Annotated in this window: 1 protein-coding gene; it reads right to left on the bottom strand. The window is 51.9% G+C overall.

The genetic code is table 11. The annotated features are described in order from the left end of the window. Nucleotides 1-7 precede the first annotated feature (7 nt). Nucleotides 8-26122 (bottom strand): non-ribosomal peptide synthase/polyketide synthase, encoded by a 26115-nt coding sequence (locus HGH92_RS26700; protein ID WP_168873868.1) that lies wholly within the window; start codon nucleotides 26120-26122, stop codon nucleotides 8-10.

Here is a 26122-nt window from a genome sequence, read left to right as displayed (position 1 = left end):
TTATTCTTTACAAATTGATAGACCTGGTATCTGCCTTATTCAGCTGCACGTCCTGCCGGTTTACCTGGATATGTACCGCCAGCGCGCTGATAGTAGGCAGCTGGAAGAATGTGCTTACCGGAAGCGTTACGCCATAAGTCTCCTGCACAGCCGCAAGAACACGCATCGCCAACAGGGAATGTCCGCCAATCTCGAAGAAATTATCGTTAACGCCTATACGTTGCACGTTGAGCAGCGCTTCCCACATCGTGGCAAGTGTTTGTTCTGTTTCGCCGGCAGGCGCTACATATTCCTTCGTACGCGCAATACCAAGGTCTAACCGTAAAAGGGCTTTCTTATCTATTTTCCCGCTGGGCGTCAGCGGCAGCTCATCAAGGAACGTCAGCATGGCAGGGACCATGTATTGCGGCAACCTGGTCCTTAGCCAGGACAACAGGCCTTCCTGGTCTATACTGCCTTGGCGGACGATATAGCCGGTCAGCATTTTATCATGCTGGTCAGTGGGCTGGACCAGCACCACCGCCTGGCTTACTTCGCTGTGTTCTTCTATTACGTTCTCAATTTCTTCCAGCTCGATACGATAACCACGCACCTTCACCTGTTCATCGGCCCTTCCGAGGTATTCGATGTTACCATCGGGCAACCATCTGCCCACATCGCCTGTTTTGTAGATCCTATAACCGGATGGCGTAGTGACAAAACCGGCTGCTGTGAGGTCAGGACGGTGCAGGTAGCCGCGCGCCAGGCCCGGGCCGGATACGCATATCTCTCCTTTTACACCTATCGGGCACAGACCACCCCAGGCATTAAGAACATATACCTGCACATTGGCAACAGGCCGTCCTATCACCACCGTGTTATCCGGTCGTACCGGGTCGCCGGTGAGCGTAGAACACACGGTATTCTCAGTCGGTCCATAGGCATTCACCACGCGGACACCCTTTTTCATCATATGACGGGCGTCTTCCACCCGCAAGGCTTCACCTGCGGACACCACCGTTTTCACCGGTCCGAGCACATCTTTTACAACGCGCTGATAAGAAGGCGGCAACGTCACCAGTTCCACGTGCTGCCGTTCCAGTAATGAAGCGAAACGCGCGACTGACAACAGGTCTTCTTCCTCTGGCAATACCAGCGTACCTCCGCTCGTCAGGGTGTTGAATATCTCATAACAGGCCGCATCAAAGCTGAAAGAAGCAAACTGTAATGACCTCATGCCAGGGCGTAAATGCAGTGCGTCCCGTTGGCTCTGCACGAGGTTATATACGCCTCTGTGCTCTACCATGACCCCTTTGGGGCGACCAGTGGAACCGGACGTGTAGATCACGTAAGCCAGTTGATCTGGGGAAGGGCAGGTAGCAGGTTGGGTGAGAGGATAAGCATCAATAATATGCTGTTCATCATCCAGCAGGATAACATCCGGCTGCTGTTCCACCTGCAAACGCTGTATGGTAGCGCGGTTGCTTATCAGTAATGTAGCCCCTGTATCGGACAACATATACTGAACACGCTCCGCAGGATATTCCGGATCAACAGGCACAAAAGCTCCGCCAGCTTTCAGAATGCCCATGACCGCGATGATCATTTCCGGTGTACGGTTAATAAATACCGGCACTAAAGTTTCTGCTGCCACTCCTTTATCCTGCAGGTAACGGGCAAGCTGTGAAGACCGCTCATCCAGCGCTTTATATGTCAGCATGCTATCTCCTTGCAGCACGGCCGGTGCATCCGGCGCGTTCGCTACGCATGCAGCAAAGAGGTCCATGGCCGTTTTGTCCGGCTCTAAAGTATAACTGGCAGGTATATCATTAAAGTCAACTGTTATGGTATGCGTTTCCGTCGGCGACAATACGGACAACAAAGCTACCGGCGTTGCAGGCGCCCTGAGGATATCTGTCAACAATTGCTCAAAATGAGCTGCCATGCGGTTGATCGTATTACCGTTAAAGAGGTCGGTACTGTATTCAATATTACCTTCCAGCCCCTGTGATGTTACAGACAAGATAAATGTAAGGTCAAACCTGGAGGTGGTCTGTTCAGCGCTCACCGGTAAAAGGCGGAGGTCTTCCAGCTCCAGTATAGACGCTTCCGGCATGTTCTGTAACGCCATCATCACCTGGAAGAGAGGGCTGCGGCTCCTGTCATGCTCTTTTACGGCCACTTCCACCACTTTCTCAAAAGGTGCGTCCTGGTGATCATAGGCATCCAAAGTGGTTTGCTTCACTTGTTGCAGCAGCTCCGTGAAAGCCGGGTTATGCGCCAGGTTGCTTCTGAGTGCCAGTGTGTTCACAAAAAAGCCGATCAGGTTTTCTGTTTCCAGTTGCGTTCTGTCGGCTACAGGAGTGCCTACACATATATCCTCCTGTCCGCTGTAATGATATAACAACACCTTGAAAGCGGCGAGCAATGTCATAAAGAGCGTAACACCCTGTTGCTGTGAAAAACCCTGCAATGCATCAGCCATCTCCTTGCTGAGATGAAAATGGCTGGAGGCCCCCCTGCCCGTCTGTACCGCGGGATAGGGATAATCTGTTGACAGCTGGAGCGGCGTAGTTCCGGTTAATTTACCTTTCCAGTAATCAAGTTTTCTTTCCAGTACTTTACCAGAGACATAGTTGCGTTGCCAGATGGCGTAATCTGCGTACTGGACTTCCAATGCCGGCAGTAATGGTTTTTCTGCCGCGCTATATGCCTTGTACAAAGCTGTCAATTCATTTACGATGACCCTTACAGACCAACCATCTGCGGCAATATGATGCAGCGTCAACACCAGTATGTGTGTTTCTTTCCCTTCCTGTACCAGGTGGGCGCGCAACATATAATCAGCCGACAGGTTGAACGGCACGCGTATCAGTGCGTCCACGTCATAATCGCCGGTGATGACCGTCCAGTCCCATTTATCTTTCTCAAGGATGTGCTGATAAGGCTGCCCGCCGGATGTGCGGATGACCGTGCGTAACACCTCGTGGCGATTGACAATCGTCTGCAAGGCATTCCACAGCGCCTTCCTGTCCAATACCCCTTCCATGCGCAGGATGGCGGGCATGTGGTACTGCACGCTTCCTTCAAGCTGGTCAATGAACCATAAACGTTCCTGGCTATACGAAAGCGGGAGGTGCTGCGGGTAGGCCGGCGTCTTCGTTACCGGCGGCAACGTTTCTTTTGTCAATCCGGCCATATACACGGAGAGCCCGGCAATAGTGGGATGTTCGAATATCTGTCTGACGGGGATGTCCAGCTGTTCATATTTCCGCAGGGCAGCTGTCAGGCGCATGGCCAGCAGGGAATGTCCGCCGATCTCAAAGAAGTTGTCGTGGATGCCCACGGCCTCAATGTTCAGCAACTCGCTCCAAATGCCTGCCAGCAACCGTTCTCTTTCATTGCGGGGGGCTATGTAGTTGTCAGCCCGCCAGGATGCATCGGGAGCAGGTAATGCCTGTTTGTCTATTTTGCCATTGGCAGTAAGCGGGAAACTGTCCAACGCTATCCAAATAGCAGGTACCATATATGCAGGCAGCTGTGCTTTAAGATAAGCGGAAACGCCATCTCTGTCAAATGTGCTGTGGCAGACGATGTAGCCGACCAGCTGTTTGCCGGTGGCCGTATCCTTCACCAGCACCACGGCTTGTTTGATACCGGGATATTGCTGTAATACATTTTCGATTTCACCCAGCTCAATACGATATCCTCTTACTTTCACCTGATCATCAGCACGGCCCCTGTATTCAACAGTACCGTCAGGCAGCCAGCGGCCAACGTCTCCGGTACGGTACATCCGCACGCCCGGACGGAAGGGGTCCGCCACAAAACGTCTGGCCGTCAACGAAGCCTGGTTGAGATAACCACGTGCCACGCAAATGCCGGACACGCATATCTCTCCCGGCACACCTACAGGGCATAAGTTGTTCTGGTAGTCCAGTATGTATATATGCATATTCTGCAAAGGCTTACCGAGTGGCACATTCAGGCTCTCCGGTGTCTGATGCATAATATGATGGCAAATATCATCGGACGCTTCTGTAGGTCCATAGGCATTTACAACCGGAATATGCCCATACAGCGGATGCTCGAACCACTGCGCCAGTATATGCCGTGGCAGTACTTCCCCGGTCACCAGCAGGTATTGCAGTTGTTGCAATGCGGCCGTGGCCTGCTCCTGCAGCAGTGCTCCGAGGTAAGACGGCACCACTTCCCATATAGTTACTCCGTCGCGGTCAATTGACTGCAGCAGCGTCGTTGGCTGTAATACTGTTTCCTCGTTGTAGATGGCGGTAGCGCCGCCTGTCAGCAATGCCGACATCATTTGCCAGACAGAAATATCGAATGTGGGTGAAGCGGTGTAAGCGACCACCGATGTATCAGTAATCTGCAGGTCATTTATTTTGGCATAGAGGTGATTAAGCATGCCTGCATGTTCTACCATAACGCCTTTGGGGCGGCCGGTAGACCCCGAAGTATAAATAACATACGCCAGGTCATGCGGAGCTACCGTATGTGGCAGCGGTCCCGCAGGATATCCGCTGATCTTCTCTCCGTCAGCATCTATAAAGATAACCGGGAGCCCTCCGGGAATATTATGTTTCCCGTTTTTACTGGTTATCACTATCCCGGCAGTGGTATCGTCCAGGATATACTGTATCCTGTCAGCAGGGTAATCGATATCCATAGGCACGTAAGCACCGCCCGCCTTCATAATGCCCAGTATGGAAATGATCATTTCCGGTGAACGTTCCAGGCATATCGGTACCAGCGTATCTGTTGTAACCCCCAGTTCGCGCAGGTAATGAGCCAAGCGGTTGGACTGCTCTTCCAGCTGAGCATATGACAGGCGTTGCCCATCCATTATTACCGCAATGGCGTCAGGCCTGGCGACAGCCTGCTTGCGCACCAGCTCTACCAGGTTGCTGTCTGCCGGGTAATCTTTTATTGTATCGTTGAACGTGTCAGTGAGTTGTATTTTTTCTGACGGGGTGATACAGTTCAATGCGCCGATGTGACTTGCCTCCTGCGTTACTATTTGTGCAAACACCTGTTCAAAATGGCCTGCAATGGCATTTACATAGCTATCGTCCAGCAGGGAGGCATTATAACTGAAGCGTACTGTTATCTTTTCACCGGTGGAGATGGCCATACTAAGCGGATAATTGGTCTGCTCATTCATCTCTACATTAGCTGCTTTCAGCTTCCAGGGCTGTCCGGCCAGCAAATGGTTCACAGGGTAGTTCTCAAATACCAGCAACGTATCAAAGAGATCACCGGGGATGCCTGCCCACCGTTGTATGTCTATGAGGGAAGTGTACTGATAACTGCGAACCTGTGTTTGTTTGGCCTGAAGTTCCTGCAGCCACGGCACAATTTCCTGCCCATCGTCTATCGCCGTGTGCAGCGGCAGAGTGTTGATGTAAAGTCCTACCCGCTGTTCCACTCCTTCCAGTTCAGCCGGACGGCCGGACACTGTCACGCCGTAGGCCACCTGCCTGCTACCGGTATAGCGGTACAGCAGGAAGGCCCATAAACCCTGCATCAGGGTGTTCTGGGTGATATGGAACTGTTGGGCGAAACGCTCGGCAGCAGCACTTTCCATGTAGATGACATGTTCCCTGTATTCACCGGTACCCTTATTCCTGGCTGCGGTAGTGCCAATAAACGGCAACAGGCAACCTTCCTGGAGGCCCGATAAATACTCCTTCCACCATACTTCTTCGGTCTGTCTGTCCCTGCGGTGCAGGTAACGTATATAATCCTCATAGCGGTCTTCTGCCACAGCCACCGGCTGTCTGCCGGTCGCCAGCGCCTCATAGGTTTGCAGCAATGCCTCCATCAATACCGGAATGGACCAGCCATCCAGCAGAATATGGTGAAACGTCCATTGCAGTCTGTATTTCTCATCGCTGAGCTGCAACAAGGTGAGGCGCATTAACGGCGGTGCGGCGAAGTCAAAGCCTTTGGCCCTGTCTGCCGCGCTGAAGGCCGCCACAGCATCCTCCTGCTCTCCGGCGGTCAAATGCCGGTAGTCAATAACTGTTACCGGTATACGAATATCGTTGTATACACATTGTACAGGGACACTGAAGGCTTCACTGTAAAAAGCGGTACGCAGAATACTATGACGGAGCAGTACTTCATTCCAGGCTTGCCGGAACAGATCTGGCTGCACACCTGTCAACTCACAGGCAAACTGGTCGATATAAGCGCCCACGCCTTCGTCGAACAGGTTATGGAACAACATCCCTTCCTGCAGGCTGCTAAGTCTGCTCATACCGCTCACATACCGGCGCCTGGTGGCATCCTGGTAAGGCGTGTCCAGGAAGCTGTCCAGCTCTCTGTTGCTGATAACGTCTCCCAGGTCATAGTCTGCGGGGGTAAATACAGGGGCTTTTACCGATAAACATTGATCTATCAATGCTTCCAGGCACCGGCAATATTTCTCTGCCAGGTGATGAATACTGTCCGCTTCAAAATGACGCCGGCTGTACCCCCATTGCAATATGAGCTCCCCGCCCTGTACCACGGCATTCACTGCCAACAGATGCTGTACCGGAAAATCCCCGCCGGCAGCTGTTTCCAGCGACTCACCTGCAATACGCAGGAAGCTCTCCCTTTCAACAATATTGTCCGACTGGCCCAGATAGTTGAACACCACCTGCCACGGGTCCTTTTCCTGCAAGGGTTCCAGTCTGTTGATATATTTCAGTACACCGTAGCCAAGTCCTTTATCTGCTATTTTACGCAGCTGTTCCTTCACGTCTTTCAACAGCTGTTCATACGAGCTGTTGTTGTCCACTTCCAGCAGTACCGGGAACAGGCTGGTAAACCAACCAATCGTGCGACTGGTGTCTACGGCGTCATTAATATTCTCGCGGCCGTGCCCTTCCAATCCTATCATCACCTGGCCGTTGTTGTTCCATTCTGACAGCGTGTATGCCAGCGCCGCCAGCAGCAGATCGTTGATCACTGTATGATATGCCTGCGGGACGTCCTGCAACAACTGTCTGGTACGATGGGCATCCAGGCGGACCGTATGGCCCTTCATATCAGCTGCGGTAACCGGCGCACCGGTGGTTTTATCGGTACGTAACGATATGTTCCGCTTCACGGTTTGTGTCCAGTAAGACTGCTGGTCCAGCAGCCGTCTGCTGCCGCTGTAATTCGTAAGTGCCTGGTACCATTCCCTGCAGGAACTGCTCTTCGTGCCTATATCGCCGCCTTGCAGCAATAGCGCCAGGTCCTCCAGCAGGATACGCCAGGACACACCGTCTATTACGAGGTGGTGAATAGTTAACAGCAACCTGTTCCCACTTATTTCAGCAGGGGTTTGTATAAATACGGCATTACATAGTATGCCCCGGGTAATATCAAGACTGTACTGGCTGTTATCATGTATGTCCCTGATGGCTGCCGGCAGCTCTTCTGGCGAAAGATCACGCAAATCCGTTACCATAACCTGCCCTTCATGGGTACCGTACATCTGTTCCCATGCAGGCCCGCCTTTTTTAAAGGTAAACCGCAGCGCGTCATGATGCCGGTGCAGCTGTTTGATCGCTGTGTCGAGAGCTGTGGCGGTAATGGACTTATCTATATCCAGCAGAACGCTTTGGTTAAAGGGTATCTGCGTATCGGCTACATTTTCGAAATACCACTGCTGTATCGGCAATAAGCCGCTACTGCTGGTCAGGGTGCCCTGTTCAGCGTTACTGGTCGCTCCTTCCTGTGAATAATAATGTGCTGAAATTTTTTCAATCGTCTGATTCTCAAAAATGTCGCCTACCTTCAGTTCAAAGCCGGCACGCCGTATACGGCTGACCATCTGGATCACAATAATGGAATCGCCACCCAATTCAAAGAAATTATCGTATATCCCTACCTGTGGCACACTGAGCAATTCCTGCCAGATGCCTGTCAGCGCTTCTTCCAGCGCATTACGCGGCGCCACAAAAGAAGCAGTGCCGGGTGTCTCTTTTTCCGGTGCAGGTAATGCCTTTTTATCAATTTTCCCGTTGGCATTCAGTGGCAGGGACTCCATCTCTATGAGGAAAGATGGCACCATATAGTCCGGAAGGTGTTCTTTAAGGTATTCCAGGATGCTCGCCCTGTCAAATGTGTGCTGGGGAACGATGTATGCTGCCAGGTGTTTATGCTGATGCACCGCATCTGAAACAGCCATTACAAAAGCCTGTTTCACCAACGGGCACTGATGCAGTACACTTTCTATTTCTCCGGGCTCTATGCGGTGACCACGGATCTTCACCTGATCATCTGCACGGCCCATGAAGGTGATATTGCCATCCGCTTCCCGGCGGGCCAGGTCTCCTGTCCGGTAAATACGTTCTCCTTCGAGGAACGGGTCTGTCAGGAACCTCGCGGCAGTCTGCTCTTCGTTATTCAGATAACCACGCGCCACGCCGGAGCCGCCCACATACAGTTCTCCCGTTACCCCCACAGGCACCGGCTGCATCAAACGGTCAAGCACATACGCAGTCCTGTTGCTCAACGGTACTCCTATCGGGGTAACTGCCCGCAGGCCATGCAAATCTATGCGATAGCTCAGTGAGAAGGTAGTGTTCTCTGTAGGTCCATAGATATTGCTCAACGCAATGGCAGGATAAGCCGTATGTAGTTTCTCCGCATGTTTTTCCGACAGCTTCTCTCCTCCTACCAGTATCGCCTTCATTCCCTCAAACACCGTGATATCGGTATCTACCAGTTGATTGAACCAGCTGGTGGTGAAGAACATTTTAGTAACTCCTTTGTTTTGCAGCTCTTCTTTCAACACTGCCACGTCCAGCAGATCATGTTCGCGGCGCAGCACCAGCTTGCCGCCGTTCAACAACATACCCCAGTATTCAAAGGTGGTGGCGTCAAAGGAAACCGATCCTGCCGACAGGATAGCATCGGTTGGCTCAAATGTGATATAGTTCTGGTCATATATCAAACTTGTTACGTTCCGGTGTTCCACCAGCACGCCTTTCGGGCGACCGGTAGATCCGGACGTGTACATCACATACGCCAGGTTATCTGCACGTATAGCAACAGCAGGAGCACCCGACGGTGACGAAAAATCTGTCAGCGTATCTATGCAGAGTACTTCCTGTTGCGGCCGCAGCGCATTGAACCGTCCCTTGTTTCTGTTGTTAGTGATCAGCAGCGGGCCTCCCAGGTCAGACAGGATATAGCTGACACGGTCGTCCGGATAGTCCGGATCTATCGGCGCATAAGCGCCGCCGGCCTTCAGGATGGCCAGCAACACCACCATCATGTCTGGCGAGCGGTGCATACATACCGGCACCAGTGTTTCAATAGTAACGCCCTTACTTTGGAGATAATGGGCCAGCGCGTCTGAACGTTCATCCAGCTCAGCATAGGTAAGCGTGGTGTCTTCAAACGCCACGGCAGTGGCATCCGGCCGTTGTGCCGCCTGTATCCTGAAAAGGTCCGGTATAGTGGCAGTGGCCGGATAATCTACGGCAGTGGCATTAAAACCATACAGCAGCTGGCTTTTTTCCGCAGGGGCCAATATGCTGATGTCGTCAAGGTGCGTTGCGGTTTTATAAATAATTTGCAGCAATGCCTGTTTAAAATGGCCCGCAATGCGGAACGCGTCATCATCACTGAGCAGGTCACTGTTATAGTTGAACGACAACCGGGTATTTTCACCCATTGTCACGATGATGGTCAGCGGGTAATTGGATATGGGGTCTGCCATTACTTCGCTGATCCGTAAAGCCCAGTTCTGTGATGCCAGCACATCGCTCACGGGATAGTTCTGAAATGCCAGGGCGCTGTCAAACATATCCCCGGTAATACCGGTGAGCCGTTGCACGTCATTCAACGGGGCATACTGGTACTCTCTGCTGTTCAGCTGGTCCACCTGCAATTCCTGCAGCCAGGCGCTGATCTCCCGCTCTCCGCTGACCGCCACATGCAACGGTACTGTATTGATATACATACCTACCCGTTGCTCTATGCCCTGCAAGGATTCCGGCCGGCCAGACACGGTGATGCCATATGTCACGTGCCGGCTTCCGATGTACTTATATAACAGGAACGCCCACACGCCCTGCATAACTGTATTGGGAGTAATACGCTGTTGTTGCGCATATCGCGACAACGCGGCAGTGACCGCGGCATCCAGGCTTACTTCGGCTTCCCTGAATATACCGATCCCTTTGGTGCTCTGCGCCGCATCGATGAAAGGCAGCAACGTGCCTTCCGTCTGATGCCGCATGTAATTGCGCCAGTATTGTTCTTCAGCGGCTTTATCCTGCCGGTAAATGAAACGGATATAGTCTTCATACCTGTCTTCAGGTACCACTACAGGCTGTTCTCCATTGAGCAAAGCCCCGTATACCTCCAGCAGCTCCTGTACCAGCACCGGGAAGGACCAGCCATCCAGCAGCAGGTGGTGGGAAGTCCATAACAAACGGTAGCGGCCTTCACCGAGGCGGACAAGCGTAATCCGCATCAGTGGCGCAATGCCGAGATCGAATCCCTGCCGCAGATCAGCTTCTTCAATAGCCCGCAACTGCGAAGCCTGTCGCCCCTCAAGTACTGTCACCGGCAGCGTCACGTGGTGATACACACACTGTACCGGCACATTGAACGCATCATAATAAAAAGCGCTGCGCAGGATGGTGTGACGTTGCAGCAGATATTTCCAGCATTGCAGGAATACATCTTCGTTTACATTTTCCAACGTGCATTTAAACTGCTCTATATAAGTCCCCGCCTTTTCATCATACAAACTATGGAACAGCATTCCTTCCTGTAAGCCGCTGAGGCGGTATAAAGCAGCCACCTGGCTTCTTCTGGGAGTTCCGTTGTAATCGGCGTCCAGGAAACTGTCCAGTTCCCTGTGATCCACCCAGCGCTCCAGGCCGTAGTCAGATGGGGTGAACGCATGCGCCTGCGCAAGGCAGTGATTGATGATGGCCCTGAGAGTCGCCAGATAGGCGTCTGCCAGTGCGGTGATCGTAGCGGCATCATAGTGCAGGCTGCTATATCCCCAGTGCAGTATCAGTTCTCCGTTCTGCACGGCGCCATTGATAAATATTTTATCATGAAGAATAAACCCTTCTCCTACAGCATCACCGCCGGATTCTTTGGCCATCCTGATATACCCGGACTCCTTCACCAGGTTATCTGATTGCCCCAGGTAATTAAAGCCGATCTCCCACGGGTCTTTTCCCTGCAGATTATCTGCACGGTTGATATATTTCAACACCATATATCCGACGCCGTTATCCTCCACCTTCCGCAGCTGCTCCTTCACTGATTTTACAAGGGAAGCAACATCCGATGTACTGTCAGGCTGTAACAACACAGGATACATACTGGTGAACCAACCTACTGTGCGGCTGGTATCAATACCGGAGATAATATCTTCACGCCCATGGCCTTCCAGTCCGATAATGACGCTGCGGCTCCTGTTCCAGTCACATGCCGTAGCGGCGAGTGCGGCCAGCAGAATATCATTAATGTCTGTATGGTAGGCACGAGGCACTTCCTGTAACAGGTTCCTCGTTTGCACGGCATCCAGACGGACCTCGCAGGTACCGGTATCCTGCATGGTTACAGGCCCGTTCACTTCCCTGTCTACCCTGAGCGGCGTGTGGAATTGCCTGAGCCCCTCCCAATACTGAAGTTGCTGCTTTAAATGCGGCGACTGACCATAATCCACCAATGCGTCATGCCACTGCCGGTAGGAGCTTGTCTTTGGCCCCAGAATAGTTTCGGGAGAAGCATGAACATCATCATTCAGTAGTAATGACAGATCTTCGAGCAGAATACGCCAGGAAACGCCATCCACGGCCAAATGGTGTACCAGCAGCAACAACCTGTTACATGCTGTTCCAGGTGCTGTCAGAAACAGCAACGCACGGAACAATACCCCTGCTCCGGGGTCCAGGCTCCGGTGGTACTGACTGCCCACCGTATTTATCCTCGTGGCCAGTTCACTTGCCGGGAAATCAGTCAGGTCAACCGTTTCCAGGCCGGCTATATGATTTCCGTACTCCTGTTGTATGCCGGCCGCATGGTGAGTATACACGAACCGGAGCGCATCGTGGTAGGCTGCCAGTTGTTGTATGGCCTTGTCCAGTTTTTCAACAGCAATATCTTTTGATATCTCCAGCAATAACTGCTGATTAAAATGTGCACCACTTTGGCCGTTGGTATCGAAGTACCACTGCTGTACCGGCAACAATCCGGCGGCGCCGGTCAGTTGTCCCTGCTCGGCAGTAACCTGTTGTTTCGTATTTTCCTGCAACAGCTCACCTAATGCGGCTATCGTCTGGCTGCGGAACAGGTCCCGCGGCTGTAGCATATAGCCGGCACGTTTAGCCCTGCTTACCACCTGGATGGTGATAATTGAATCGCCGCCAAGCTCAAAGAAATTATCGTGTATACCTACCTGTGATATGCCCAGCAGATCCTGCCAGATACCTGCCAGCACAGCTTCCGTTTCATTGCGGGGTGCTGTATAGGTGTTATGGGAAAGTTCATTGGCATCCGGGTCCGGGAGCATTTTACGGTCTACTTTCCCATTGACGGTGACCGGTAATTTCTCCAGCTGCTGTAGTATGCCCGGCACCATATATTCCGGCAGCCTTGCTTTCAGATGCGTAACGATGGCATCACGGTCAAAGGTGGTACGGGGCACTATGTAGGCAACCAGGCGTTTGTTGTTAAACTCATCCGTTTTCACGGCAACAGCCGCTTGCTCCACCCATTCACATTCCTGTAAAACCGCTTCTATTTCTCCCAGCTCAATCCTGAACCCGCGTACCTTTACCTGGTCATCCTTCCTTCCGGCATATTCAATATTCCCATCGGCCAGCCATCTGCCAAGATCACCCGTCTTATACATCCGGCCACTGAAGCTTGTATTATAGGGACTTTGAACAAACTTTTCCGCTGTCAGGTCCGGACGGTTCAGATAACCCCGGGCCAGGGCGGCGCCACTGACACAGATCTCACCCGGCACACCAACAGGGCATAATCTTCCGTTCTCATCCAGGATATGCACCTGTACGTTGTGGATCGGTTTGCCAATTACCACCCGGTCGTCTATTACCGGCTGTGGCGCTATCGTCACGGTCACTGTATTTTCCGTAGGCCCGTAACCGTTAAGCATGCGGATACCTTTGGCACTGATATACAGACCGTCTTCCTTATTAAATGCTTCGCCAACCGAAATAATTGTTTTCAGTGGCCCAAGCATGTCCCTGATAATATGCAGATAAGAAGGAGGCAAAGCGGCTACTTCTACCTGATGCCTGCGTATCAGGTCTGTAAAGCTTTCAGCGGATAAAAGGTCATCTTTTTTCGGCAGTACCAGGATGCCGCCGTTCAATAATGTGTTGAATATTTCGTAGCAGCTGCCATCAAAACCGAATGATGCAAACTGCAGCACAGGCGTACCTTGCCTGATGTGCAACATGTCCCGCTGTGAGCAGGCGAGGTTTACAATTCCTCTATGTTCCACTAACACTCCCTTGGGCCTGCCGGTTGAACCTGAGGTATAGATCACATAAGCCAGTTGTCCGGAACGCAACACCGGCAGTGTAACACCAGCCGTCTCCTCCGTTTGCGGGACAACTCCGTCCAGGCAAACTACTTCCATTGTTTCGGGCAAACGATGCCTGCAGGCAACACTGCAAACAGCGATGCCCGCAGCAGTATCTTTCAGGATATAACGGATGCGTTCATCCGGGTGGTCCGGATCAACAGGCACGTAAGCGGCTCCCGCCCTGAGTATACCTAATATGCCAATGATCATTTCCGGAGAACGTTCTGTGCAGAACGGCACTAACGTCTCAGGCTGTACGCCTCTGCTGCACAAATAACGTGCAAGCGCAGACGAACGCTCATCCAGCTCCCGGTAGGTCAGCATCTGCGACTCATACACAAGCGCCACCGCGTCCGGCGTGCGTGATACCTGCTGTTCAAACGTATCAATGATATGCTGATGAAGGGGATAATCAGCTTCGGTGTCATTGAACTGCCACCGCAGCATTTTTTCTTCTTCAGGAGGCAGTATGTTCAGCGCACCGATATTCACATGCGGGTCCTGTACAATCGCTTCGAGCAATACTTCGAGGTGTGCAGCCATGCGGCTAATGGTATCAGGGCGGAACAGGTCCGTGCAATATTCCAGGCTGGCCGTCAACCCTGTTGCGTCTTCAATGACGGATAACGTAAGGTCGTACTGGGAGGTTGCCCTTTCCACAGGCTGTTCTTTCAGTTTCAGCGCGCCCAACTGTATTTCCGGTACATCAGGAGTATTCTGCAATACAAACATCACCTGGAACACAGGACTATGGCTCATATTGCGGGCTACACCCACTGCATCCACTACTTTTTCAAATGGTATTTCCTGATGTTCCCAGGCGTTCAGGGTTGTTTTTTTCACTTGCTGCAACAGGGATACAAAAGACGGATCTCCTGACAGATTACTCCTGAGAGCAAGGGTATTGATGAAGAAACCTATCAGGTTTTCAGTTTCCTGGTGCGTTCTCCCCGCAACAGGCGTACCTATACAGATATCAGTTTCCCCGCTGTAGCGGTAAAGCAACACCTTAAAGGCTGTCAGCAGCGTCATAAACAGCGTACTGCCCTCATGCAGGGAAAGCGACTTCAAACCATCCAGCAAAGGCCTGTTCAGGTGGAACTGATATATCGTTCCGCGTGTGCTTTGCTCGGCAGGACGCGGATAGTCTGTTGGCAATTCCAGTACCGCTACACCGGCCAGTTGCTGTTTCCAGTAAGCTGCTTTTTCTTCCAGTATTTTTCCGGTGAGATATTTCCTTTGCCATAATGCATAATCGGCGTATTGTACAGGTATATCCGGAAGCTGTACGGGCGTACCTGTAGTATAGCTATTATACCAGGCGACCAGTTCTTTCACAATAATGCTTACCGACCAGCCATCTGCTGCAATGTGATGCAGGGTCAACACCAGTATGTGCGTATCTTCCGACTGGCTGATGAGATGTCCCCGCAACATATGGTCTGCCGAGAGATCAAAAGGACGATGGATAATGTCGTGGATTTCCGTACTTGTCAAGGGCCCATCAATGCGGCCCAGCAGCCAGTTGCCGGAGGGGATGACCTGTTGGAAAGCGATCCCGTTTTCCGTTGTCATTACAGTGCGTAGTACTTCATGCCTGTTTACAATAGCACCGAGCGCCTGTTCCAATGCAGCTATATCCAGCTCTCCTTTCAGCTCCAGTATCGCCTGCATATGAAACTGTGTGCTCCCACTGAGTTGGTCAATGAACCATAAACGTTCCTGGCTATACGAAAGTGGGATACGGTCAGGACGCCCACCTGCGGTAATAGCAGGTAACCGGTTCTGTTGTGACAGCCCGCTTATATAGGCTGCCAGCTCCGCTATTGTCGGGTACAGGAATAGTGACCTGATGGGAAGTTCCACCTCCAGGCGGTTGCGCAACACTGCCGCTTCACGCATCGCCAGCAGGGAATGGCCTCCCAGCTCAAAGAAATTATCATGAACGCCTATACGCCGGGCACCTAGCAATTCCTCCCATATGTCCACCAATAGCATTTCCATCGGGCTGGAGGCGGCAGTATACACACGTTGGCTTCCTGTGCCCGGATCAGGCGACGGTAATAGCCCCCTGTCTATTTTACCGTTGGCATTCAGTGGGAATGCCTCCATCTCGACGATAAAAGAGGGGACCATATAATCCGGAAGGCGCTCTCTGAGGGCTGACCGGATGTATTCTTTGTTGTAATCTTCAGCCTGCACTATGTAAGCCACCAACTGTTTTCCGCTTCCGGCATGTGTGCGCACCGTTACCAATGCCTGTTTTACACCGACCAACTCCTGCAACACGTTTTCTATTTCCCCTGGTTCTATGCGGTAGCCGCGGATCTTCACCTGGTCGTCCGTACGGCCCATGAAAGTGATAAGACCATCTGCTTCGCGGCGGGCGAGGTCCCCTGTCCGGTAAATACGTTCTCCTGCCACAAATGGCGATGACAGAAAACGGCTGGACGTCAGCTCCGGATGGTTCAGGTAACCACGTGCCACCCCGGCGCCACCCACATACAATTCTCCGGTCACTCCTATGGGTACCGGTTGCAGCGAACCGTCCAGTATGTACGCTGTTCTGTTTGCCAACGGCAAACCGATTGGAATGACCGCACGCAGATTATTTCTGTCGATACGGTAACTCAGGGAGAAGGTGGTGTTCTCCGTGGGGCCATAGCCATTACCCACCCCTATCGATGGGTATGCAGTCAGTAATTTTTCCACATGGCTTTCTGACAGCTTCTCTCCTCCTACCAGAATCACTTCAAACCCCGAAAAAACAGTAATATCGGTATCTACCAGTTGGTTGAACCAGCTGGTCGTAAAGAACATCTTGTTTACTCCTCTGCTTTGCAACTCTTCTTTTAACGTAGCCACATCCAGCAGCTCATGCTCCCGGCTCAATACCAGGCGGCCCCCATTGAGCAACATGCCCCAGTATTCAAAGGTCGTGGCATCAAAAGACACAGACCCGGCTGAGAGGATAGCATCTGCCGGCGTAAATGAGATATAACCAGGATCACACACCAGGCTGGTTACATTATGATGCTCTACCAGCACCCCTTTCGGACGGCCTGTAGAACCGGAAGTATACATCACATACGCCAGGTTGTCTGCATGTAGTTCCACGGACGCGAGGTCACCGGTAGCAGGAATATTCGTCAGGGTGTCGATGCACACTATTTCCTGGGCCGGTTGCAACGATGCCAGCCGGGTGCTGTGGTCGCTGACGGTGATCAGCAGCGGCCCACCCAGGTCTGACAGGATGTATCGGATACGGTCATCCGGATAAGCGGGGTCTATAGGCGCATAAGCACCGCCTGCCTTCAGGATGGCCAGCAACACCACGATCATGTCCGGGGCGCGGTGCATACATACAGGCACCAGCGTTTCGGTGGTAACGCCCTTATCCCGGAGATAGCAGGCCAACGCGTCAGAACGTTCATTCAGCGCGGCGTAGGTAAGCGTAGTATCCGCAAATACTACTGCCGTCGCTTCCGGCCGAAGAGCGGCCTGTTTTCTGAAAAGGTCCGGTATAGTGGCGGCAGAAGGATAATCGGCAGCGGTGTTGTTGAAATCAAATAACAACTGCTGCTGCTCGGAGGCTTCCAACATAGGCAATGCTCCTACTGTAGCGGATGGCGTGGCCGCCACCGCATACAGCAACTGCCGGAAATGCCGGGCCATCCGTTCGATGGTCGCCTCCCCGAAAAGATCTGTACAATATTCCACTGTCAGCTTTAAACCCTGCTGCACTTCCCGAACAGAAAAAGTGAGATCGAATTTGGCGGTATGGGTCTCTACATCAGCGCCGGTGACCTGCAAACCTTCCAGCCGGAGCGCATTAAGCTCTGGCGTGTTTTCCAGTGTAAACAATACTTGGAATAACGGATGCCTGGACAGGTCCCTTTCCAGTTCCAGCGCTTCCACTACTTTTTCAAAAGAAACATCCTGGTTGTCATAGGCGTTTAGCGTGATCTGCTTCACCTGTTGCAGATAGGCAGAAAAAGGAAGACCCGGGTGAAGGCTGGTACGCAGGGCGAGCGTGTTGGTAAAGAAACCGATAAGGGGTTCTGTCTCCGCAGCCGTTCTTCCAGCCACCGGCGTACCTACACAAATATCTTCCTGGCCGGCATAGCGGTGCAATAACACCTTGAAAGCAGCCAGCAGCAGCATATACAGCGTCACTCCTTCTTCGCGGGCAAGCGCCTGCAAGCCGGCATAAAGCGTTCTGTCCAGCTGGAAAATACGCGCAGCGCCACGAGTGCTTTGTACAGCGGGCCTTGCATGATCTGTCGGGAGGTCCAGGGACGCAGTGCCCGTCAATTGATTTTTCCAATAGCTCAACTGTTGCTGCATAGTATCCCCGGACAGGTATTCCTGCTGCCAAAGGGTATAATCCGCATATTGTATTTCAATGGGAGAAAGCTGTATTGCCCTGCCGGTTGCACAGGCATTATACAATTCCTCCAGTTCCTTGATGAGAATGCCTGTGGACCAGCCATCGCCGGCGATATGATGGATAGTGAGCACCAATGTATGCCGGGTATCGTGGTGACGAATCAGATGTGCCCTCAGCATATGGTCTCTCTTCAGATCAAACGGCTGGTCGATCAGTGCTTTAATCTCTGCTGCTGATAATGCGTGATCTGTTTCCTGCCACTGCCAGGCATCTTTGTCCATCACGCGCTGGTAATCATTTCCTCCGACTTCTTCCACTACAGTACGCAATACCTCATGCCTGTTGACAATAGCCTGTAATGCAGATTGCAAGGCGGGCTTGTTCAGCGTGCCATCAAGAATTAATACGCCCGGCATATGGTAATGCACGCTGCCTTCCAGCTGGTGTATGAACCATAAACGTTGCTGGCTATACGAAAGTGGGATACGTTCAGGGCGTGGTAAGGCGCGGATAGCGGCAACATCGCCGGGCTGCGCCTGTTCGCGGATATAAGCGGCCAGCAGGGCAACAGTGGAATACCTGAAGATGGTGTTCACGGACAATATTACCTGCATTTCCTTGCGTAATGCTGCCACCAGTCTCATGGAGAGCAGCGAATGTCCGCCAGCGGCAAAGAAATCATCATATATGCCTATCCGTTGTACACCCAGCAGCCGTTCCCATATAGCCGCCAGTTTCGCTTCCGTGGTATTCCGCGGTGCAACGTACGCCTGTTCGGGCAGCAGTGCCGCGGGCCCGGATAACGCTTTACGGTCCACCTTCCCATTCACGGTCAGCGGGATTTCCTCTAATTCTATCAGCAATCTTGGCACCATGTATTCCGGCAGTCTTGCTTTCAGCCAGGCCAGGATACCTTCTTTGTCGAAAGCGCCCTGCGGCACCACATAAGCCGCCAATCGCTTTGTATCAGCCCCATCTGATATGGCCAACACCACAGCCTGGTTCACCAGTTCACATTGTTGCAGTACGCTTTCAATCTCGCCCAGCTCAATGCGGAAACCACGGACCTTCACCTGGTCGTCTATACGGCCCAGGTATTCGATGTTGCCATCAGGAAGCCAGCGCGCCAGATCGCCCGTTCTGTACAGCCGGCCACCTGACCCGTTAAAGGGATCTGTTATAAATTTTTCCGCCGTCAGTTCGGGGCGGTTCAGGTAACCGCGCGCCACCTGGACGCCGCCTATATGCAGTTCACCCGCAACGCCCACCGGCAGCAGTTCTCCGCGCTCATTCAGGATGTGTATCTGTGTGTTCGATACCGGTTGACCGATCGGTACGATATTGTTTTCATAATATCGCGGAGCATGCCAGCAGGTAACGTCTATTGCGGCCTCCGTTGGGCCGTAAAGGTTATACAACTCCGCACCGGGTATACGTAACTGCACATCATGCACCTGTTGCGGCTTCAGGGCTTCGCCACTGCATATGATCCGCGTGAGCGGTAATATTTCTTCATCACCTATGCTGTCCAGGAAGACCTGCAACATCGATGGCACAAAATGGACGGTGCTGATATCATAACGCCGGATTGCTTCTTTCAGGTAATCGGCGTCTTTTTGTCCCTGAGGGCGCGCAAACACCAGACGGGCGCCGGTGATCAGCGGCCATAACAGTTCCCATACAGATACGTCAAAACTGAAGGTGGTTTTCTGCAGCACCCCTTCCCCTTCCTTCAAACCAAAGTAGGACTGTTTCCACAGCAATCTGTTTACTATGCCTCCGTGCTCATTCATTACTCCCTTGGGCTTGCCGGTAGAACCGGAAGTATATATCACATAGGCCAGGTGATGGCGCTGAAGACCGGCATCCACCGCTGTTGACGGGAAACTGTCCAGCAGGTCCCCGGATTCATCCAGCAACAATATCTCCGGTGATATGTCCAGTTCCCTGAGCACCGCCTCCTGCCGGCTATCTGTTAGCAACAGGTTTGCACCCGTGTCGGTTATCATAAACCGGATGCGCTCTGCAGGATAGTCAGGGTCTACCGGTACGTAGGCGCCGCCGGCCTTGAGGATGCCTACTATGCTGATGATCATATCAGGAGAGCGTTCCAGGCAAACGGGCACCAGCACGTCCGGCCCTACGCCTTTCGTACGCAGGTAATGGGCCAACTGATTGGTACGCATATCTAGTTCCCGGTATGTCAGCACTTCTTCTTCAAACAGCACGGCGGGCGCATCAGGCGTCCGCAATGCCTGTGCAGCTATCAGGTCTACCAGCGTTACGTCCGCATAGGATGCAGCCGTAGCATTAAAATCTTTCAGTAACGTTGTTCGCTCGGCAGCGGTGATCAGGTCAACGTCATGCAGTGTAGCGGTATTGGCAAGAACAATCTGCCGCAGTACCTGTTCTGTATGTTGGGCGATTGCCTGTACATAGGCGCCTTCCAATACAGTTTCGTTATAGCTGAACTGTACCTGCAGGGTATCCGCTGCCATCACAACAATGGTCAATGGATAGTTGGTTTGTTCTTTCATCACCAGCTCATCCATCTGCAATTGCCACTTGTGCGAAGTCAGTACCCTGTTTACCGGATAGTTTTCAAACACCAGCAATGTGTCAAACAATTCACTGCCTATGCCAGTCCAACGCTGCACATCGCCCAGCTCCACGTGTTGATAACGACGGCTCTGCAACTGGCTTTCCTGCAATTCCTGTAACCATTCTCCGACAGGCCTGTTGTTATCAACAGTGGTATATAACGGTAGTGTGTTGATGAACAGGCCCGCACGTTTTTCTATATCCGGCATATCTTCCGGCCTGCCGGAGACAGTAACACCATAAACCACCTGTTCCCTGCCGGTATATCGGTATAACAGGTACGCCCATACGCCCTGCACCAGCGAATTCAACGTAATACGGTGTTGATGCGCGTAACGCATGATCTGCGCCATAAACGCGGCATCCGCTTCAAATGTAAGCTGCCGGTACCGACCGGCGCTACGGGTACGGTTGACCGTTCCGGAAATAAAAGGCAGCAATCCCGGGGAGGACAGCCCCTGCAGATATGCTTTCCAATATTTTTCTTCCGCGTTGGTATCACGATGCCTGAGATAATGAATATACTCAGCATACCGGTCCTCACTTTTTATATCGATGGTTTGGCCTGCTGTCAGCGACCCGTAAGTTTGCAGTAATTCTTCCAGCAAAACCGGAACTGACCAGCCATCCAGCAGGATATGATGAAATGTCCATACCAGTCGGTAACAGTTATCATCAACCTGTATCAGCGTTATACGCATCAGGGGCGCTTCGCTGAAATCGAATCCCCGGCGGCGGTCGTTTTCAATGTATTGTTGTATTGCTTGCTCCTGGTCTTCTGTTTTACGATGATCGAGCAGGATGAATGGCAGCACAGCTGTTTTATATACGCCCTGCACCGGCACACTGCACACATCGTGGTAGAACGCCGTACGAAACACCGTATGGTGGCGGAGCAGCGTCTCCCAACTCTGACGGAACAATGAGATATCCACCTGGGAAACGGTCGCTATGAATTGATCGATATACGCCCCTCCCTGCTCGTGATAGAGACTATGGAACAGCATCCCTTCCTGTAAGCTGCTCAACCGGTACAGGTCTGTTAACTGTGACCGCCGCGCGGCGTCATTAAACGGTGCATCCAGGAAACGGTCCAGTTCTTCGTTGGTCATAACCGCTTCCAGCCCGTAATCAGCAGGAGTAAACACCGGTGCCACTGCTGCCTGTTCCACACAATGAGCGATCAGGCCGGATAATTTCGACAGGAAGATCTCAGCGATGGCTATAACACTATCTTCTTTATAGTGGCGGGAACTATACTGCCAATGCATCTGCAGCACACCTTCCATCACCACGCTGTTCAGCGTCAGCTTCTCTTTTACCACGAGTTCATCGCCGGCAGAAGCACCAAATATCACTTCATTATCCAATTGACCGAGATAATTAAAGAGGATATCCCATTGCGCATCATGCTGTAGAGAAGGTACCTGGTCCAGGTAGCGCAATACACCGTAACCCAGCCCTTTGGCGGGTGTCCTGCGCAGTTGTTCTTTTACTTCTTTCAACACATCTGCCAGCTGCTTTCCGGCCGGTAATGATAATGCTACCGGGGCAATGCTGGTAAACCAGCCTACCGTGCGGCTGATATCCAGTTCTGCAATGCCGTCTTCCCTTCCGTGGCCTTCCAGCCCTATGACCACATTGCTGATGCCGCGCCACTCATGCAGCGTTAGCAGCAACGCACAAAGCAGGATATCATTACTATTGGTGTGGTACGCCCTCGGAACTTCCTGTAATAACTGACGCGTACGTACAACATCGAGGGAGCATGTTAAGGTAGCTATATCTTTTACCGTTATCTTCTCTGTATAAGTATAATCTGACGGTAGTGGACGGTGCTGTTGTACCACCTGTTCCCACCATGTTTGCTGTTGCAGAAGCGCGGGCTGGCGGCTGTAATGCTCCAATGCCTGGTACCACTGACGATAGGAGGCCGTTTTTATATCGGGAATAGCCGTACCCTGCAGCAGTAATTTCAGGTCTTCCAGCAGAATACGCCATGATATGCCATCTACGGCCAGGTGATGAACCACCAGCAGCAGGTGATTACTGTCTTTGTCTGGGGAAACACATAAGGCGGCCTTTAGCAATATACCCTTTCGTATATCCAGGCCGGATGAAAGCTCGCGGGAGAAATCGGTGATCTGCTGCACAATAACTTTCTCTTCTGCCGCATGTACGGACAGTGTTTCAATGTTCCCGGTATAACTGCCATAGACCTGTTTTCCGTTGTTATAACTGAAACGCAGTGCGTCGTGGCACAGTAACAGGCGATTGACCGCAACGTCTACATCCGTTGCGGTAAAGTGTTTATCTATCTTTACAATAACATACTGGTATAAGGGGACGGCAGCGTTATCAGACAGTTCGAAATACCATTGTTGTATGGGCAACAATCCGCTTTCGCCGGCAAGTACGCCCTGCTCTGCGTTCGAGGCCTGCTGCCGGCGGCTTTTCAAAATGGTGGCCAATGCCGAGATATGCTGGGCCGCAAATATATCTTTGGGCTGTAGCTCATAACCAAGGCGTTTCAGCCGGCTTACGATCTGCAAAGTATTGATCGAGTCGCCGCCCAGCTCGAAGAAATTATCGTATATGCCCACCCGTTGTATACCCAGCAGTTCCTGCCAGATATCAGCCAGCATGCTTTCTACTTCGTTGCGCGGCGCAACATAATCATTGATTTGGAGCGTTTCGATATGCGGGTCAGGGAGGGCTTTTCTGTCTACTTTACCATTAACGGTAAGCGGGACCTCTTCTATTTCCACAAACAATACCGGCACCATGTATTCCGGCAGCAGGTTTTTCAGGAAAGCAGTTAAAGCTTCTTTATCAATCGTACTCAGCGGCACAATGTACGCGACGATACGTTTATTGCCCTGCCTGTCTTCGTTTACCAGTACAGCCGCCTGGCGGATATCCGGATAACGCAGCAATGTATTTTCAATTTCGCCCAGTTCAACACGGAAGCCACGGACCTTCACCTGGTCGTCTATACGGCCCAGGTATTCGATGTTGCCATCAGGAAGCCAGCGCGCCAGATCGCCCGTTCTGTATAGCCGGCCACCTGACCCGTTAAAGGGATCTGTTATAAATCTTTCCACCGTCAGTTCAGGGCGGTTCAGGTAACCGCGCGCCACCTGGACGCCGCCTATATGCAGTTCACCCGCAACGCCCACCGGCTGCAGCTCTCCATGCTCATTCAGGATGTGTATCTGAGTGTTCGATACCGGTTGACCGATCGGTACGATATTGTTTTCATAATGTCGCGGAGCATGCCAGCAGGTAACGTCTATCGCGGCCTCCGTTGGGCCGTAAAGGTTATATAACTCCGCACCGGGTATACGTAACTGCACATCATGCACCTGTTGCGGCTTAAGGGCTTCGCCACTGCATATGATCCGGGTGAGCGGTAACGTTTCTGCATCACCTATGCTGTCCAGGAAGACCTGCAACATGGACGGCACAAAATGGACAGTGCTGATATCATAACGCCGGATTGCTTCTTTCAGGTAATCGGCGTCTTTTTGTCCCTGCGGGCGCGCAAACACCAGACGGGCGCCGGTGATCAGCGGCCATAACAGTTCCCACACAGATACGTCAAAACTGAAGGTGGTTTTCTGCAGCACCCCTTCTCCTTCCTTCAAACCAAAGTAGGACTGTTTCCATAGCAATCTGTTTACTATGCCTCCGTGCTCATTCATCACTCCCTTGGGCTTGCCGGTGGAACCGGAAGTATATATCACATAGGCCAGGTGATGCCGCTGAAGACCGGCATCCACCGCTGTTGACGGGAAACTGTCCAGCAGGTCCCCGGATTCATCCAGCAACAATATCTCCGGTGATATGTCCAGTTCCCTGAGCACCGCTTCCTGCCGGCTATCTGTTAGCAACAGGTTTGCACATGTGTCGGCTATCATAAACCGGATGCGCTCTGCCGGGTAGTCAGGGTCTACCGGTACATAAGCGCCGCCGGCCTTCAGGATGCCTACTATGCTGATGATCATATCCGGAGAGCGTTCCAGGCAAACGGGCACCAGCACGTCCGGCCCTACGCCTTTGGTGCGCAGGTAATGGGCCAACTGATTGGTACGCTTATCCAATTCCCGGTATGTCAGCACTTCTTCTTCAAACAGCACGGCGGGCGCATCAGGCGTCCGCAATGCCTGTGCAGCTATCAGATCTACCAGGGTAACATCTTCATACGGTACGGCGGTCGCGTTAAAACTATCCAGTAGTCGATGTTCCGCTTCCGGCACAACGTTTATATCGCCTACCTTGCAGTCCAGATGGTCATTGAATTGCTGCAGGATGAAAAACAAACGTTTTATCAGCAGCTGTATATCTTCCGCAGTAAAGTATTGCGTATTAAAATCTATTCTGAGTTGCAATGGCTGTTGCTTGCCATAGTCCCGCCACCAAAGCTCCAGCGGGTATCTGCCATAACCGGTTGGTATGTCATAGGTTGATGCCTGTACGTTATCGCCCAGGTCAAGCTCCAGGTTCAGCGCCGCATAGTTAACCACCACTTCCAGCAGATGATCGTCTGCCGCGTTGATTTTAAAATGGCGGCTCAGGTCTCCTATAAGATATTGCTGGTGGCGGTAGTCTTCCCGCTGGGAAACAGCGATCTCCCGGATCATTTCCAGGACAGTAAGGTCTGGTTTGTATTCACTTTTATAAGGTAATATGCTGGTAAACATCCCTATGATGCTCCGCAGTTGTTTGTTTCTGCGTTTATGCAATGGTGTTCCAACAAGCAATTCTAAAGCGCCGGCTGTACGGGTGAAATAAACCATTAAGGCCGCAATGCTGATCTGTTGCAGACTGCAGCCGGTTTCTGCGAGCAGTGAATCCAATACCGTTATCATACCGGCATCGGGGTCTGTTATCACAGTACCGCTTTTATTGCCGGCTGTTGTTTGCAGCTGGTATCGTGGTTGGAATAATTTTCGGGGAACGGCTGTTATTTTGTTTTTCCAGTATGCAGCATCTTTTTGATAGGCATCGCTGTGATAGTAGCTATCTGCCCTGATGGCCTCTTCTCTGTAGGAAGGATAATCAAACGATATCTTCCTGCCCGCCATCAATGCTTTGTACTGGCTGCTGATATACTGATTTGCGGCGGAGATACCGAAACCATCCGTGATAAGGTGATGGTATTTAAAGTAGTACCAGTATTCACCCTCTGATATTTTGAGGAGATGTTGTTCAAACAGCAGGCTATTTTGGCTAATACTGAAAGGCGCATTTGTACGTGCCTCCATCCATTTCAGCGCGGCGCTACTTCCTTCATCACTAAAATCCAGCATGGCCAGGTCCGCCATACGGAAGTCATCGTCAAAACATACACCGGAAGCCTCCTGTGAGGGATCAAAACGCATACGGAACGCGTCAAATACTTCAGGCAGGGAACACACAACGGCAGTGAATTTTTCAACATCAAGGCGCCCCGTTATTTTCGTGTAACCACCAATGTTATAATAAGTGCTTTCTGTATTAATCAGCTGATCTTTATATACATCATACTGAGATGGATGTAATGGGCATAATACTCTTGTCAT

It is taken from the genome of Chitinophaga varians, assembly GCF_012641275.1.
GTDB classification, from domain to species: Bacteria; Bacteroidota; Bacteroidia; order Chitinophagales; family Chitinophagaceae; genus Chitinophaga; species Chitinophaga varians_A.
The sequence above is the reverse complement of the archived record's forward strand: the minus strand, read 5'-3'. Positions and strand labels throughout refer to the sequence as shown.